Origin of the sequence: Parvibaculum sp. (genome assembly GCF_049671045.1) — a bacterium.
In the GTDB taxonomy this organism is placed as follows: domain Bacteria; phylum Pseudomonadota; class Alphaproteobacteria; order Parvibaculales; family Parvibaculaceae; genus Parvibaculum.
This window is the reverse complement of the sequence record NZ_JBATUH010000112.1, coordinates 29,633-45,535: the sequence shown is the minus strand read 5'-3', so window position 1 is coordinate 45,535 and position 15,903 is coordinate 29,633. Positions and strand designations below refer to the sequence as shown.

Below are 15,903 nucleotides of genomic sequence, written 5' to 3'. Positions count from 1 at the left end.
TCCAAAGCCTCAAGCAGATCGGTGGTGGCCGTGGGCGCTAGTTATCCGACAAAAATCATCCTGGCCTTTCGGAGTGGAGGCATTTGCGCGTTCCCGAAATGCGGCAAGCACCTTACGTACGACGCGAAAATGGGAGATGACGCCCATATCGGCGAAGCCGCGCACATCTGCGGTGAGAAACCCGGAGCGGCACGCTACGACGCGTCGATGACGGACGAACAGCGCGATAATGTGCGCAACCTCATCTACCTGTGCACCGATCATCACACCATCATCGACAAGGTTGAGGCTGACTGGCCTGTCTCGGAGCTTCAGGCCCTCAAGGAGTCACACGAGAAGCAGGTGCGCCAGGCAATGGAAGAGGCTTTCGCAGACGTTGCCTTCCCCGAGCTTCAGACAGCTGTGTCTTGGGTTTCCAAACAAACGCCCGCCGGAAACGGATCGTTTGATCTCACGGCTCCGGACGAGAAGATCAAGAAGAACGAGCTTTCAAATGGCGCTCGGCACATCATCGCGGCTGGGCTGACCTCGCGTGCAACGGTCGCAGCTTATGTCGAAGCGGAAGCACAGCTGGACTCTGATTTTCCCGAGCGCCTCAAGGCAGGTTTTCTTGAGCAATATTATGGTCTGCGGAAACAGGGCCATAAAGGGGATGAGTTATTCGAACTGATGTGCGATTTCGCACAACGAGGTATGCGGCGTCAGGCTGATAGGACCGCCGGGATCGCCGTGTTGATCTATCTCTTCGAAATTTGCGATGTGTTCGAAAAATGATCCTACCGACTAAACACATCCCGCAAAATGAAGCGCTGATCGGTGTCGGCGCAACCGTGCTTGCCCACCTAAGCGGACCAATGACCGTCTCCGGTCTTTGGGAGCGTCTTCGTTCGGAGCGCAATGTCGGCACGTTCGAACGATTCGTCCTCGCGACCAATCTCCTCTTCCTCATCGGCGCTGTCGACATCAGAGACGGGCTCATCACCCGGCGCGACACATGATTCGAGCTGTACGCGCAAGCCGGAGAGGCTTCCACAACACAACGTTCACAGCGGGCGTGAACCTTTTGCTTGCGGATCGCTCTATCAAAGCGGGTGATAAAGACACGACCAACGCCCTGGGCAAATCCACCCTCATCGAAATCATCGACTACTGCTTGGGTAGCAATGCGCCTGCTGGAAAGGGCCTTCGCATAGAAGCCTTAGAGGGATGGGCTTTTACGCTTGAGTTGGCCGTCGGTGGCAACGATGTCGCGGTCACCCGGTCCACCGATGAGCCCGGTTTCTTTGCCATCGAAGGCCCGACCACTGGCTGGCCCGTCCAGCCTGCCGCCAACAAGGAAGGCATCATCGGCCTCGACACAAAGAAATGGAGGTCAGTGCTCGGTTGGGCGTTGTTTGGTCTCAGCGAACTGGCTTCTGAAACCGGCTACAAACCATCCGTGCGATCGCTGCTTTCCTATTTCGTGCGCAACCATGCGGCCGCATACAACACACCTTTCAAGCATTTCGACAACCAGAAGACCTGGGACATTCAAGTTCACAACGCCTTCCTGCTCGGCTTGGATTGGGAAAAGGCCGCGACTTGGCAGCAGCTCAAGGATCAGAAGAACGCGTTGGTCGCGCTCAAGCAGGCAATCAAAACCGGTGCCGTCGATGGCGAACTCGGATCGCTGGGCGAGCTCGAAGCGGAGCGTTTGCGACTGGCTACCCAGCTCGAGCGTGAGCGCTCGGCTCTTTCGAACTTTCAAGTGCTTCCGCAGTACAGGGAAATCGAAAGGCAGGCGAATGCGCTCACGACTCAGATCCATAGTCTGCTTAACGCCAACATCGTCGATAAAAGGAGGCTTGAACGCTATCGCGACTCTGTCGCCACCGAAGATGCACCCTCCGAAGACCTCCTAGAGGCCCTCTACACCGAAGCAGGCATCGCCCTGCCGGGCGCTGTCGTCAAGACACTGTCCGACGCTCGCGCCTTCAACGCAAAAATCATCGCCAATCGGCGGGAGTTCATCGCCGGCGAGATTGCCTCGCTTGAAGCAGCAATCACGGAGCGTGACAGCCAAATCGCGGCTCTCACGGACCGGCGCGCGGAATATCTTAGCGCGCTGGCCGGACAAGGAGCCTTGGAGGAACTCACCCAGTTGCAGGAACTCCATGCCGCGACCCGGCTCAAAGTTGACGAACTGACCAATCGCATCACTCAGTTGCGACAAATGTCCACGAAATCCGACACGATCAAGGTCCAGACCGTCGAGCTTAAGCGCGCCACCACACTCGATTATGAGGAACGCCGTGCGCTCTGGTCACAGGCATTGAGCTTGTTTTCCGACTTCTCTGAACATCTCTATAATGCTCCCGGTCGGCTCGTGATCGACATCGACGACACGGGCTACAAGTTCGATGTCGAGATTGCCGGTAGCCCGAGCGAGGGCATCAGCAAGATGAAGATCTTCTGCTATGATCTCATGCTCATTTCGTTCGCGCGGCAGCGCGGTCTCGGCATTGACTTTCTCATCCATGACAGCACGATCTTCGACGGGGTAGATCCGAGGCAGCGGGCCCACGCGCTCGAACTTGCAGCTACGATGTCCGCGAAATTCGGCTTTCAGTACATTTGCTGCCTCAACACGGACATGTTACCCGTCAACGACTTTTCAGAAGGCTTCGACTTCGAAAGCCTGGTTCGTCTTCGGCTGACGGACACGGATCCAAGTGGTAGCCTGCTTGGCTTCCGCTACTGACGAGTAGACCTCATTCTTTCACGCCATTCTTTGTTCAAGCCGGTGCTTGCGCTTAGGCCAATCGGGTAGGACGCGGTCGAGCAGTTCGAAGAACTCCGGTCCGTGATGTGGCACCGCGATGTGGCAGAGCTCGTGCGTGATGACGTAGTCGATGGCATCCATAGGCGCCTCGATCAGCCGGCGATTAAGCAGCAGGCGAGATGCCGGCGACATCGAACCCCAACGCTGCCGAAGTTGGCGGACGATCAAGCCCTTGGGGCGAAAGTCTTCAGGGGCCGGGAAACGCAAAAGATTGACTTCCAGACGCTCGGCAAATTTTGCATGAGCGCGCTGCCGATACCAATGCTCGACAAGCTCCCGGGTGACCTCGGTTCGCTCGGGTCTGTGCGTTTGGACGACGATGAAGCCACGGACTAGCTTCACCGTCGCCTGGACGTGGGGCACTACTTTCAACCGATACTGGCGTCCGAGATAAAGATGGGTCTCGCCCGCCACGTACTGGCGATCCGGGGTGCGCGGAAGGAACTGGATGAAGTATCGCTGCTGACGCCGGATCCAGGCTGCGCGCTTGCGTACCTTCTCTTCGATCACCACCAACGAGGCAGCCTGCGGAGCAGCGACGACAACGGAGGCATCCGGCTCGACAGCTATTTCCAGTGTCGTCCGTTCACGGCGCACGATGGCGAAGTCGATTCTGTGTTCACCGTACTGGACGCTGTGTCGTTCGGTCTTCATCCCGGAAACCGCGCTCGTGCGAGATCCATGATCTTGAGCTCAAGGTCGTCCATCACCTCGACAGGCAACTCGATGCCGCGTTCGTCGCGAAGGACGTCGAAGAAATAGTCATCGATGGCGTTGCGCATCTTGTTCTGAGCGATGTCGTTGGACCAGACATCGACGATGTGATGGGACTTGATGATGTCGATGATCGTGAGCGCTATGGCGGCAACTTCGTCCTCCTCGATCGGTTTGCCATCATCGGTCGCGAGAGCGCCTTCAAGTATCCCGAAAAACGCCTGCCCATCGTCGTTGCCCTTGATCGCATCCGGCACCTTGCGCCCCCGGTCCTTGCGCGCGACTTTGCTCGCCAGATCGACCACGTTCTTGAGATAGTCCCGTTCGGAAATCCGTTTGGCCCGATAGTCGCGGATGGTCTCCTCCAGCAGCTCCGAGAACTTGCGGTAGAAGGTCGGGTCCTCGTCCATCTTTTCGGTGATGGTCCGACGCGTCGCACTGGCGATCCGGTCCGCTCTTGATGCCTCGGAGACGCCCGTCTCCTCCACCACCGCTTTCAGGGCGTCCGGGTCGTTGATGTTGACTATCTCGATGATCGTTTCGGCCGGCATGGCAACCACATGGTCGTCGAGCAGCTTCTGGATCTTCGGCTCGAACTCCTTGACGTCGATGGTCTCCTGGTAGCGCAGCTGAACCGAGCGCCTTAGTTCGGAGAACTGCTTCCAATCCCGCTTCATGGCGTCGATCTTCGACTCGTTGAATACGTCGAAGAGCTTGTCCGACGATAGCGAGATATGGAGGCAGCGGCTGAATGACTTCAGTCGTTCATAGAATTCCTGCCGGATAGCTTCATCGGCCAGGAACTGCTCGAACTGCTCCATGTCCTTCTTGTTCTTGACCGGCTTGAACAGGTCCCAGAGCTGATCGTGCAGCTGAGGCAGCTTTCGGATTTCCTCGCGCACGTCGTGGACCGTGCCGGCCAGATCTGCGGCATCGAAGCCCTCGAAGGCGCTGTAGGTGGTGAGCGCCGTGTCCAGCTCGCCCAGCAGCCCCTCATAGTCGATGATGAAGCCGAACTGTTTCTCGGTCGTGCCGTCTTCATAGAGCCGATTCACGCGGGCGATCGCTTGCAGCAGGTTGTGTTCGCGCAGCGACTTGCAGACGTAGAGCACGGTATTTCGTGGCGCATCGAAACCGGTCAGCAGCTTCGAAACGACGATCAGGATTTCCGGATCGCCGGACCCCTTGAACGCCTCGATGATCTGCCGTGTGTATTCGTCCTCGGTCTTGTACCGGGCCATCATCTGCGCCCAGAACCCGCGCACTAGGTCTTTCGATTCCTTATCGACCTCCTCGTTGCCCTCGTTATCATCGGGCGGCGAGATGACGATTTCGCTGGTGACGTGCCCGATCTCGTCGAGCACCTCCTTGAAGCGGACGGCTGCCGCCTTCGACGGCGCCACAAGCTGTGCCTTGAATCCCGTTCCTTGCCAGTGCTGACGGAAGTGCTCCGAGATGTCGAAGGCTTTTGCCCGGATCGCTTGACCGGTCTTCGACAGGGCGTCCATGCGGGAGAACTTGCGCTTCAGGTCGGCCTTCTGGCTGTCGGTAAGACCCTCACTGATCTTGTCGAACCACTTGTCGATCACGCCGCCATTGACCTGCTGCTCGACAAGGCGGCCCTCATAGAGGAGCGGTACGACGGCACCGTCAGCGACAGCCTCGTCGATCGCGTATTTGTGGATCAGGCCGCCAAAGGTCGAGAGGGTATTCTTCTCCTCCTTCAGAAGCGGCGTTCCGGTGAAGCCGAGATAGCAGGCCTTCGGCAACAGCCGGCGCATCCGCGTGGCGAACTGGCTGTGGCCACCATAGCGACCGGTCTGCGAGCGATGGCTTTCATCGACCAGGACGAAGACATTGGCATCCTCGTCGACATCTTCAGCGGCCTTGGCCGCCGTATCGAATTTGTTGATGATGGTCGTTACGAGCGGTGTCCGGTTGCGGATCAACTCAATCAGATGGGCGCCGCTGGTTGCTCGCACGGGTTCCAGTTCGCAAGACTTGAACGTATCCTTGATCTGTTTATCGAGATCGTCGCGGTCGGTGACGATCAGAATGCGTGGATTGGGTATGGCCTTATCGAGCGCGAGGGACCGACCCAGCATCACCATGGTGAGCGATTTTCCCGACCCTTGGGTATGCCAGATCACGCCCCCTTTGCGGCGGCCGTCCAGATTGAACTGACGGACGCGCTCAACTGCCTTGCGGATCCCGAAGAACTGCTGGTGGCGCGCGACCTTGCGTACGCCGCCATCGAACACGGTGAATCGACGCACCAAGTCCAATAGCCGTTCCGGCCGACACAGCGCGTGAATGGCACGGTCCTGCGCCGTGATCGTGCGCGGGCCTTCAGCCGCCAGCGCCTCGAAATGGGTACGCGCAAAAGCGAAATCACCCGAGAAGACCGCGTCGGCCTCCGCCGCGGTGAGCGGCCGATTGACCAGCGGATCGATAATTTCGTCCCGGTCTTCCTCATCCCGCCACGTCTGCCAGAACTGCCGTGGAGTTCCCACGGTGGCGTATCGCGCCTCGACCCGGTTCATGACCATGAGCAGCTGCGCGAAATGGAACAGCTGCGGGATGCTGTCTTCGTTCTGGTAGCCGATCAGCTGGCTACCAGCCTTCTTAAGGCTCTCGGTCGGCCGCTTGTTTTCGATCACCAGGAACGGGATGCCGTTCACATAAGCGACGATATCGCACCGTTTGGTCTGGGTGCTGGCCGTGCGCTCGACGGAAAGCTCGGCCGTGACGTGGTAGACGTTGTTCGATGGGATCTCCCAATCGATATAGCGGAACGAATAGGATTTGGAATCGCCCTGGATCGTCTTGGTGATGGTCGTGCCGAGGACGAGGGTGTCGTAAATGTCTTGGTTGGTTCCGCGCAGGCCCTTTTGCCGGTCGGGCGTGGGCTTCAGCCGCCGGATGGCTTCATGCGCATCCTCGAGATCGAACGGATAGTCCCGCCCCCGATGGGTAAAGCTGTTGATTTTCAGGAGCTGGTCGGCAAGGACGTCGTCAAGCACCACGTTGCGTAGTCGACCGCCGCGAAGTCGCACAGCCTCAGCTTGGGACAGGGGCTTGAACCCCAACGCCACTAGGAGCTGAAGAGCGGGGATCTGGGACTGGTGTTTCTCCGCAGCGTCGAAGGTCATCGCGCTCCCTCCGAGAACAGCCCGGACAGTGCCGCGCGCGCCGCGACCGCGTTGATGTTCGCCTTGATGATGCGGTCCAGTTCACTTCCATCCGTGTAGATCGCCGGCACAGCGCAGTGGACCCGGCCATCCTTGATGTAGTTGTCGGCCTTGCGGCGCGCGCCCTTGGTGTGGGGCTTGAATACTGCTACCGAAAGGCCACCCTGTTCTTTAACCAGTCGAAAGCATGGGATGTCGGTCGAGCCGTCGCCGATGAACACCATGTTCTCGAAGGGCACCGGCCTGTCGCGCTTTTCCACGAACTGATTGACCTTGCTGTTGTCACTCAGGTCGAAAGCACCCTTGTTGATGCGGAACAGGTACTGCGTCTTGGTGGTGTAGTTCACGGCAAGCGCCGGCCAGGCGGCGACGCCATTCTGGTCGAACATGAACTTCGACGCATAGACCTGGGCGAACTTGGACGCGATCGGTGTGCCCGCGAAGATCTCTGCGTTCCCGGACGAGACGAGGTAGTGCTGGATGCGGACACCCTGCGCCCTGCCATAGCCGGTGATGCGGTCGAACCATTCTTCGACCCCCTCGAACAGCTGGATCGCCTTGCCCCGCGCCTTGAAATCGTCCCGCCGAACCGGAACGCCGGCGGCGGCGGCCTTGCGCAGCATCAGATTCATGTAGACCAGCACTTCGTCTGCCTGATGCTCCTTGGTCAGGCGCTTCACCTCGGCCCAGAAATCCTTCGGTTTCATGCCAATGTCGGGCAGGAACTGGTGTTCCTGCATGTTGCCGTCCGCCAGCGTGCCGTCGAAGTCGTAGGCGATCGCCATCTCGATGTGTTTTTTGGCCATTCGCTTCTCCTTCAGACAGCGACGCGCCACTCGCCCGTAAGCAGCTTCTGCATCAGGCCGCGTTTCTGGCGGGTGAGGACTTCGATTTCATCGTCGAGCAGAGTCAGCTCCTGCTTTGCTGCCGAAAGAGTGCGGGCGATACTGCTCTGTTCATCAAGTGGCGGCACTGGAATCCGACAGGAGAAGAAATCTTCAACGCTCAAGTTCAGGAGGCCATCGTTGCGGACGCCTGAATTGATCAGCCGGGAGAGTTGATGGTTGAGCGCCCCAGCAGCAAAGAGATGTTCGTAGAAGCCATGGTCTAGGCCCGCCTCCAACGCGAAGCAGAAGTAAACAAAAGGAACCAGTGCTGCCGGTCGGTCGAGACGGTAGACGCAGCCATACGGCGCTGTAAGAGAATTACCCTTATTGTAGGCAAACTCTCCTTCCTTAAGGAGCGTGTAACGTTCAACGCTGCTGCCTGCCATATCGCGGGCAAACTTGTCTGACTGCATAAGGAAGCCAGACTTTGCTGAAATGGTCATGACCGGGTGGTCACCGCCGCCATTCTGGCGACGAACGCGAGCAGCGATGGAAGAGAGAGGCTTCAACGGCCACTTCTGGGGGAACGCGCCACCGCGGCCGATGAGCTGCTGCGTAAGTCCCGTCAACCGGTCACGCTTCGCCGCCCGGAGCGCCTCTAGTTTCTCGATGGCCTCGTCCCATGTCCGCAGGATTTCGGCGATCTTGCGCTGTTCGGGGAGCGGGGGGAGCGGGAGCGGTGTCGATTTCAATAGGTCAGTATCGAGCCGACCCGTGCCGTGCCCGGCGCTATCAACATGCCGAAGAATGTCGGACTTTCTGGCGATGAGAGCGAACGCAAGATACTCGCTGTCGACACCCTCCTTCGCTACGAGAGCCTTGATGTCCTGATTGAAGGTCACGGGCCCGTCGCACAGCACTACCGGCAAGTCCTTGAATAGGCCCATCCCACGCACAAGCACCAAAACAGTTCCGGCGGGGACGACTCGAACGGTATTGGCACCCTCCTCGGTTAGGCTTTCACCCACCCCATTTAGGCGCATGGCCTTCATATCCTTGACGGTCACCCACGGGATCGGCCCACCCCAAAAAGATGACCGCTCCTTATTTGGCGTGCCTCCTGAGTGAAACGTTGCTAATTCGGAGAGCGCGACGCTTTTCCAACCCTCAAGCATCCTCGCCCCCCTTCTTCTTCCGCTCCTTGGCGGCCTTCTCCATCTCCTCCAGCTGCGCAATATCGGCCTCATCCGCCGCCAGCGCCTCGGCAGCGCGGCGGCTGGCGTCGAACACCTCGAACCGCTCGACGGCCAACTTCTGCGCCACGTCCATCCGCAGCCGCCCGGCATGGGTCAGCACGTCGCGCTCGTTGAAGGACAGGAAGGCGTCGAGCTTGTCGGCCCACTCGGCCATGGTCACCGGCCGGCGCCGCCGCGCCTGGTCCTCGGCGTAGTCGAGATACATCACGACGATGCGGTTGAGCTCCTCGACCTCCTCGGCCTTGAGGTAGTTCTTGGCGGTCCCGACGTCGCCCTTGCGCACGACCGAGCCTTTCCAGCTGGTCAGGCCCATGTTGGGCGCCGCCGGGTCGCTGCGGCTTTCGATCAGTTCGGCGGCCGTCTTGCCCGTGACCGCCCAGAGCATCTTGTTCTGCACCTTCTTGAAGAAGGCCTGCGCCTGCTCGGAATTCTTGTCGTAGTCGACGGCGGTTGCGTAAAGATCGCGCACCTTCTGGTAGAACCGCTTCTCCGAGGCGCGGATGTCCCGAATGCGAGCAAGCCACTCGTCAAAATAGTCCCACTGCTCGGCCTGTTTCAGCCGGGCATCGTCCATGGCGAAACCCTTGACCAGGTATTCGCGCAGGACGGTGGTGGCCCAGCGACGGAACTGCGTGCCCCTCGGGGAGCGGACCCGGTAGCCTACCGACAGGATGACATCGAGGTTATAGGCGTCGACCTCGCGTTCGACCTGCCTCGAGCCCTCGGTTTGAACTATCCGGAATTTCCGGATAGTTGCACCCGGATCGCACTCACCCTCGGCGAAAAGGTTGCGGATGTGCTCGTTAACCGTGCGCACGTCCTTATCGAACAGCTCCGCGATCTCCCTCTGGCTCAGCCAAACGGTGCCGTCCACGGCCCGAAGGCCGATGGTCGCGGCGCCGTCCTCGGTGCTGTAAAGGATCAGTTCACCCTCAGACATCGACGCCCAGTTCCTTCAGATAGCCAGCCATCTTGCCCCGCACCTCGGCCAGCTCGGCCTCGATCGAGTTGATCTGCTTCTGCAGGGCAGCGACGTCGATTTCCTCCTCCGGCTCGAAGGTGTCGACGTAGCGGGGGATGTTGAGGTTGAAGTCGTTCTCCGCGATCTCTTCCGGGCTGGCGCGATGGGAGTATTTCTCGATCTCCGCCCGCGACGCGTAGGTTTCCAGCACCTTGTTGATATGCGCCTCGTCCATCACGTTCTGGGTCTTGCCCGGCGTGAACTCCTTGCTGGCGTCGATGAACAGAACGTCGCGCCGGTCCTCGTTGGCGCCGCCCTGTTCGCGGGAGCGGTCAAAGACCAGAATCGCGACCGGAATGCCGGTGGTGGTGAACAGATTGGCAGGCAGGCCCACCACCGCGTCGAGCAGGTTCTCTTCGATGAGCGCCTCGCGGATACGCCCCTCGGCGCCGCCCCGGAAAAGAACACCGTGCGGGACGATGACGGCCACCCGACCGCTCTGACGCCTGGCGATCTCGATCATGTGGGTGATGAAGGCATAGTCGCCCTTGGACTTGGGCGGAATGCCTCGCCAGTAGCGATTGAACTGGTCGGTGGCCGCATTCTCCGCCCCCCACTTGTCGAGGCTGAACGGGGGATTGGCCACCACTACGTCGAACTTCATCAGGTGATCGCCCTCGACCAGCGCGGGGCTGTTGAGTGTGTCACACCACTCGATGCGCGCGGCGTCCTTGGCGTGGAGAAACATGTTCATCCGCGCCAGCGCCCAGGTCGCGCCGTTCACTTCCTGGCCGTAGAGGGCGAAGTTCTCGGACCCGACCTCCTCCGCCGCCCGGATCAACAGCGATCCGGACCCGCAGGCCGGGTCGCAGATCGTATCACCCGGCTTGGGAGCCGCCAGTTTGGCGAGCAGGCGGGAGACGGCAGAGGGCGTGTAGAACTCGCCGGCCTTCTTGCCTGCGTCCGAGGCAAAGCGTGAGATCAGATAGATGTAACACTCGCCGATAATGTCCTCGGTCACCCGGCTGGGGCGCAGGTCCAGCGCCGGCTTGGCGAAGTCCTCCAGCAGGTTCTTGAGCCGCCGGTTGCGGTCCTTCACGCGCCCGAGATTGGCTTCGGAGTTGAAGTCGATGTTGCGGAACACGCCTTCGAGCTTGGCGCGGTTGGCGTCTTCGATCCGCTCCAGCGCGATGTTGATCCGCTCGCCGATGTTGGCCTCGTTCCGCGCTTCGTAAAGATCGTAGAAGCTGGCACCCTCCGGCAGAACGAAGCGCTCACGCTCTAGCCGCCGCCGGATCCGGATCTCATCCTCCCCATACTGTTTGCGGTAGGTTTCGAGGTGGTCGTTCCAATGGTCGGAGATGTACTTCAGGAACAACATCACCAGGATGTAATCCTTGTACTGTCCGGCATCGACGACGCCCCGGAAGGTGTCGCAAGCCGCCCAGGCCGTTTGGTTGACCTGTTGCTGGGTAAGCTGGTCGTTCATCGGGGCGTCTTTCCTTTCCTCGTTCTGGTGCGCATCCTGCTCGCTCGTTCGACGAGGATCAGGCCCATCATTCTTCTTCTTGTCTCGGCTGCGAGCTGCGACAGCTCTCGCTCCCTTTCGGCCAGCGCATCGACGGCGACGATTCTTCTCTGTGTCTCGATGTCTGGGACGTCGAGTTCGAGGTCGTCGAGGCTGGATCGGGGTATCATCCGGATGTTCGTGCCGCGTGCCGCAACGTCGAAGTGACGCTGCGCCGGGGGCTGATTGATCGCCCACGCCAGATACTCGGGCGTCACGACATCACGCTTCGGACGCAGCACGATCAGTGGGAGCACTGCAAGGGCAGGCTCCTTCAGGCGCTCGTCCAAGGCGGAGGCCGTGTTACGCTCACCCCGCGATCGGAACACAACGTCACCGGCGCGCACGAAATAGCGGTCTGCAAGGTCTTCCAACTGGACGCGGGTGAGGCGCTCCGGATCGACGAGGCCATCGGGGGAGATGTCCCGCAACTGGATTGCTAGCACGCCCCCGGCGGCCGTCGGCTCCAGTCTGCCGCGAGCGGTATAGCCGGTGTGGATGGTGCAGGCGTCAGCGAGGCGCATCGAAAATCCTCTGTAACTATCGCTACAGAAGGTAGGCGCGCGCAAGTCTGCTGTCAATGTCAAAATTCGCTGTAGGAACGTCTACTGCATTTTGGGTTCTGCCGGACCCATCCAAGTCGCGATGTGGGTCCGGCAGCAACTCTTAACCGTGAGCCTGCACCCTCTCGTTCGCTGGCGTACACGTCCTCAGCATGGTCTGCTCATATTCCTCAATATCTGATAGCCGGTACACCACCCGGCCGCCGAGTTTCACGAACTTCGGCCCCTCGCCGGTCCAGCGCCACCGTTCAAGCGTACGATGGCTAATCCCCCACCGCGCTGCCAATTGGATTTGGTTTATGCATGTCGCCTTCATTTCCGTTTCCTTTCGCTCAGGCCAGTTTGACTGCGACACAACGAAGGCGTGGAGGGAAAATACTATCAAGGTAATACTGGCCGAAGCGCCGAGCACCAGGTGAAGTGGCGTCTGTTCATGTAGCGAATTTCTGCGGTGGCGAAGATTCACTTAAGAATACGAAGGCGTGCTGGCGCGATGTGGGGCATACTTCGAGCGAGTTTGTCGAAGAGTCCTCTCCCTCCGCCATGAAGTCCTTGCGATCCCATCGGCATGAATGTGGTTGGCGGCTGGGCGTGCTGCGCGCCGTAGCCTCGAGCGCTTCGTTCCGAAAGGATTACTTCGTCCGGATAATTTTCCAGGCGTTAGAGCTACTCTTTCGGCCCAAATGCCCGGATTATCTAGCCGGATGAGCACTCGGCTGAAGCTTCGAATATTTCTATTATAAATCATCCGCGCAATTCGTTGTTCCCCCGACGGGCGCGGAAACCCCCGCGGGCCGGTGGAGATGCCCCCCCCCCTCCACCGGCCTAACTTTCCGTGTCCGTATCATCGTCAAATGCTGGCAAGGCTGAGCAACCGGAGCCGGTTGCTAGTGCCATTGAGGGCGCGGGCTAGCCGGCGCCGCCGGCGGCCGGATCCTGGGGGGTGCCTCGCTTCTTTCGGAGAAGATCGCGGAGGACCTCATTGTCGATGAGGGCGTCGATCAGGCGTTCCTTCAGGCGGCGATTTTCTTCCTCGAGCTGCTTGATCGCCCGTTCCATCCGTGCCGGGCGCCCCTGAAGCTTCGCATTCCATGAATAGATGGTGGCTCCCGAGACGTTGTACTTCTGGCTGAGCTGGGAAATACGCGAGCCCTTGCGGTATTCGTCCAGAATTGACGCAATCTGTTCGTCGGTGAATCTCGAACGCCTCATCGATCGATCCTTCCGGCTTTCGGCGTCTCCCCTTTCGTTTCACATTCGACACCGCTCGGGACAACTGGAGCGCAAGACACAACTGTGTCCCGCGGTCATCTAATTGCTGGCCGCAGGACACAGCTCTGGCTTCAAGAAAACTGTGTATGGCGCGGAAAAACCGCGGCCCTTTCAGGGGGCAAGCGAGCTCAGTGCATCGCTCAGATTGTTGTTGTTCGTCGTCGTTTGCGCGCTGTTGCTCGCGCTCTGATTGCCCTTGCTGTCCTGCCCCACGTCGATCTGCCCGGTTGAATTGTTCACGATGATGCAGCTCGAATTGGACGTCGCGGTCGCGCCGCCGGTGCCGCCGCCACCGCATACGAGCGTCGTGCCGCTGCCTCCTGCGATGGTGCTGCTGGCCGGATTGGTCGCTTGCCGCTGGATCGCTGCCATGGTCAGACCGTCAGTCTGCGGAAATTGCCAGGCTTGCTTGTTTTGCCCGGCCTCGGCAAGAGCGATTGCAGGCGCGAGTGTCACCGAGGACAGGACCGCCAACCCCATAAGCCAGCGTGGTGCCATCCCCTGTTTCATATAAATGAGTGCTGACATGATCCATGTCCTTTGCAAGAGCCGGAAAAGAACGAGGGGGAGGTACGCACCTCCCCCTCGCCTGTAATCAGGGAGTGACAGGCGGAACAGCCGCCTTGACCGTGATGCTCGCGTTGTTTCCAACTGCAGTCGCGGTGGAGTTGACGATCGAGCCAAACGTGCCGAGGTTGGTGTAATTGTTCAGGTCGACATACTTGACGATCGACTTTGCGCTCACGTCTGCATAGGCGACCTGGGTGATGTCGCCGATGAGAAGGCCATTGTCAGTGGCCGGATCATACGCGATGTCCACGCTGATGTTGTTCCCAACCGCCGTCGCCGCGCTTTCGACGGCGGCATTCGTGATGTTCTCGACGATGGACTTGGCTTCGATTTCAGAGGAGTTGATCAAGCCATCAGACCCGGCATAGATCAGAGCGAGCGCGCCCGAGAGATTGCTGTTGCCGGTATAGGGGACACCAGTGATGCCATCACCCTCGAAGTTGCAGTTGAAGCCGCCGAACAGGAACTGCCCGTCATGCAGCGTGACGGCAACATCGGTCGAGATGTTCTGGTTGTTGCCCACAGCGGTCGCGGTGCTGTTGACCGATGGAAGTTCGGTCAGGGCATCAAACGAATCGAGAGCCTCGACCGTCACGGGAACGTCGGTGAAGGCGGCAGTGAAGTTCACCTGATTTGTGCCCTCGGATACCGTGCTGCCCGTGACGTCACCATTTCCGCTCAGGTCACCGCTCAGAGTGGCGGCTACGGTGTCGTCGAGATATTCCGGATCGATGTCCGGACCATAGGGGCCACTCCAGTTGACCGTGAAGTCGACGGTCCCGTTGGTGCCTTCCGAGGGTTGGTAATTGTTGACGTCCTTGACGACCGATACGGCCTTCACGTCGCCAATGAACACCTGAAGCTTCTCCAGGTCGACGATGCCCGTCGGATCGAACACAGCCGGATCAATGTCTATATCGATATCGACGTGCTCGTGGACTTTCTGATACCAGGACCAGTGGACCCTGTCGAAGGCCGAGGCTGAACTGACTGCGCTGAATGCCAGAAGGGCGGTTACAGCACCTCCCAGCATAAGCACGGACTTGTTGTGCTTCATCATGTGCTTAATCCTCCTGTAGCTAGTGTGCGCTGAGCCGATCCAGTTGCTTTGCCATGTGATCCGTCTGCACAATGTCGCATTTCTGTTCCTTGGGCAGATGGAGGAAGTCCGTCATGATCTGATACACTGCCATTTCAACGACGGATCTGACGCCGAGTTGGAGCGGCTCGTTTTTGATCGCCCCGGCGTCAAACTGAACAAGTGTGGTTCCGAAGAAGCGGAAGACGCCCGCTTCGACCTCGTAGCCGTAAATCTGTTTCTGCAGGCTGGTGACGTAGTCGACGCCGAAGGTTCTGGAGTTCACGACGCGCATATCCAGCGCGACGTTGATGACGACCATCTTCGCGCCGCCGCCAATGCCCGTGACGAAGAGCTGGGCGCCCCCGCTGACGATGTTGTAGTTGAGTTCGGTGAGGGCGCCGGTGATGATGAAATCACTTGCAGGAAGCGCCGTGTAATCGCTGGTTCCGTGGGAGAGGCGGCCCTGTTCGGCAAGCCTCACTTCGGCAAGCGGTATCCGGAGGTCCATCCGCTCGACGAGGCGCGCCTTCTTCGTCTTGTAGAGGGCGCTGACGACCATCTCGGAGACGCCTTGCGTCAACTGATGGCCGTTCTCGTTGTAATTGATCTGTCCGGTCTTGTCGGCCACCTCGCCGACGGCAAATGTCGGCAGATTGTCTCCTGGCAGCGAGGCCAGATGGGAGAGGCACTGGCTGTAAGGCGTTTCGTTGCTGGTGACGGGAAAGCTGTAGAGCGGATCGACGCCCTTGCTTCCGAGAACCCCCGGTGTCGTACATCCGGCGAGCAAAAGTGTCGCAGCAGCGCCGGCGATTGCTGACTTTTTCATTGATCGCGCCCCGACTTGCATCTCCAGCGAGGGTGGAGACGATGAATGCTGAAAATCAGGATACGATTCTGATCGAAATATAATACAAATAGAACGAGGTATCCGGTTGCGGATTTGGCCGTACAGTTCCTAACCGGATGGGCGAATATTATATAAAATGCGTTATTATATCTTAGTCCGGTACTACCTCTTTTGAGTGAATGCACCGGAGGCTGCTGCTGATCTAAAAATGAAAGGTCAACGGCCCGCAGTCG

Annotated in this window: 15 protein-coding genes; 3 read left to right on the top strand and 12 right to left on the bottom strand. The window is 59.3% G+C overall.

The genetic code is table 11. The annotated features are described in order from the left end of the window. Window positions 1–24: 24 nt before the first annotated feature. From WBG82_RS13055 to WBG82_RS13045, 3 genes are read left to right on the top strand one after another with little or no spacing between them, the layout of a single operon-like run. Window positions 25–774: an HNH endonuclease gene (locus WBG82_RS13055; protein ID WP_424424952.1), complete on the top strand. Its 750-nt coding sequence runs from the start codon at window positions 25–27 to the stop codon at window positions 772–774. Then, a complete protein-coding gene (locus WBG82_RS13050; protein WP_082206179.1) occupies window positions 771–998 on the top strand; it encodes an ABC-three component system middle component 6 in 228 nt (75 codons plus the stop codon). The genes WBG82_RS13055 and WBG82_RS13050 overlap by 4 nt, the downstream gene beginning before the upstream one ends. Continuing rightward, window positions 995–2,740 carry a DUF2326 domain-containing protein gene (locus WBG82_RS13045; RefSeq protein ID WP_424424951.1) on the top strand — a complete coding sequence of 582 codons (1,746 nt, stop codon included), beginning with the start codon at window positions 995–997 and terminating at the stop codon, window positions 2,738–2,740. The genes WBG82_RS13050 and WBG82_RS13045 overlap by 4 nt, the downstream gene beginning before the upstream one ends. 18 nt (window positions 2,741–2,758) lie before the next feature. Here the strand turns inward: WBG82_RS13045 and WBG82_RS13040 are convergent, their stop codons facing one another. The 12 genes from WBG82_RS13040 to WBG82_RS12985 form a co-directional block, all read right to left on the bottom strand. Further along, on the bottom strand, window positions 2,759–3,475 hold the full coding sequence (locus WBG82_RS13040; protein ID WP_424424950.1) for a M48 family metallopeptidase: 717 nt from the start codon (window positions 3,473–3,475) through the stop codon (window positions 2,759–2,761). Further along, window positions 3,472–6,687 (bottom strand): type I restriction endonuclease subunit R, encoded by a 3,216-nt coding sequence (locus tag WBG82_RS13035; RefSeq protein WP_424424949.1) that lies wholly within the window; start codon window positions 6,685–6,687, stop codon window positions 3,472–3,474. The genes WBG82_RS13040 and WBG82_RS13035 overlap by 4 nt, the downstream gene beginning before the upstream one ends. Then, window positions 6,684–7,532, bottom strand: a complete 849-nt coding sequence (locus WBG82_RS13030) for an HAD family hydrolase (RefSeq protein ID WP_424424948.1) — start codon at window positions 7,530–7,532, stop codon at window positions 6,684–6,686. The genes WBG82_RS13035 and WBG82_RS13030 overlap by 4 nt, the downstream gene beginning before the upstream one ends. A gap of 11 nt (window positions 7,533–7,543) precedes the next feature. Beyond that, the gene (locus WBG82_RS13025; protein ID WP_424424947.1) at window positions 7,544–8,728 is read right to left on the bottom strand and encodes a restriction endonuclease subunit S; all 1,185 of its coding nucleotides are present in this window, start codon (window positions 8,726–8,728) and stop codon (window positions 7,544–7,546) included. Beyond that, the gene (locus WBG82_RS13020) at window positions 8,721–9,749 is read right to left on the bottom strand and encodes a virulence RhuM family protein (protein ID WP_424424946.1); all 1,029 of its coding nucleotides are present in this window, start codon (window positions 9,747–9,749) and stop codon (window positions 8,721–8,723) included. Before WBG82_RS13020 ends, WBG82_RS13025 begins: the two co-directional genes overlap by 8 nt. Next, window positions 9,742–11,259, bottom strand: a complete 1,518-nt coding sequence (locus WBG82_RS13015; RefSeq protein ID WP_424424945.1) for a type I restriction-modification system subunit M — start codon at window positions 11,257–11,259, stop codon at window positions 9,742–9,744. The genes WBG82_RS13020 and WBG82_RS13015 overlap by 8 nt, the downstream gene beginning before the upstream one ends. Beyond that, on the bottom strand, window positions 11,256–11,861 hold the full coding sequence (locus WBG82_RS13010) for a restriction endonuclease subunit S (RefSeq protein WP_424424944.1): 606 nt from the start codon (window positions 11,859–11,861) through the stop codon (window positions 11,256–11,258). Before WBG82_RS13010 ends, WBG82_RS13015 begins: the two co-directional genes overlap by 4 nt. A gap of 142 nt (window positions 11,862–12,003) precedes the next feature. After that, window positions 12,004–12,216, bottom strand: a complete 213-nt coding sequence (locus WBG82_RS13005) for a helix-turn-helix transcriptional regulator (RefSeq protein WP_424424943.1) — start codon at window positions 12,214–12,216, stop codon at window positions 12,004–12,006. Window positions 12,217–12,809: 593 nt separating this feature from the next. Beyond that, entirely contained in the window at window positions 12,810–13,112 is a 303-nt protein-coding gene (locus tag WBG82_RS13000; protein ID WP_424424942.1) for a transposase, read from the bottom strand. A gap of 171 nt (window positions 13,113–13,283) precedes the next feature. Continuing rightward, on the bottom strand, window positions 13,284–13,700 hold the full coding sequence (locus tag WBG82_RS12995; protein WP_424424941.1) for a hypothetical protein: 417 nt from the start codon (window positions 13,698–13,700) through the stop codon (window positions 13,284–13,286). Between the two features lie 67 nt (window positions 13,701–13,767). Then, window positions 13,768–14,802 carry a hypothetical protein gene (locus WBG82_RS12990; RefSeq protein WP_424424940.1) on the bottom strand — a complete coding sequence of 345 codons (1,035 nt, stop codon included), beginning with the start codon at window positions 14,800–14,802 and terminating at the stop codon, window positions 13,768–13,770. Between the two features lie 19 nt (window positions 14,803–14,821). After that, window positions 14,822–15,649: a CsgG/HfaB family protein gene (locus WBG82_RS12985; protein ID WP_424424939.1), complete on the bottom strand. Its 828-nt coding sequence runs from the start codon at window positions 15,647–15,649 to the stop codon at window positions 14,822–14,824. Window positions 15,650–15,903 lie beyond the last annotated feature (254 nt).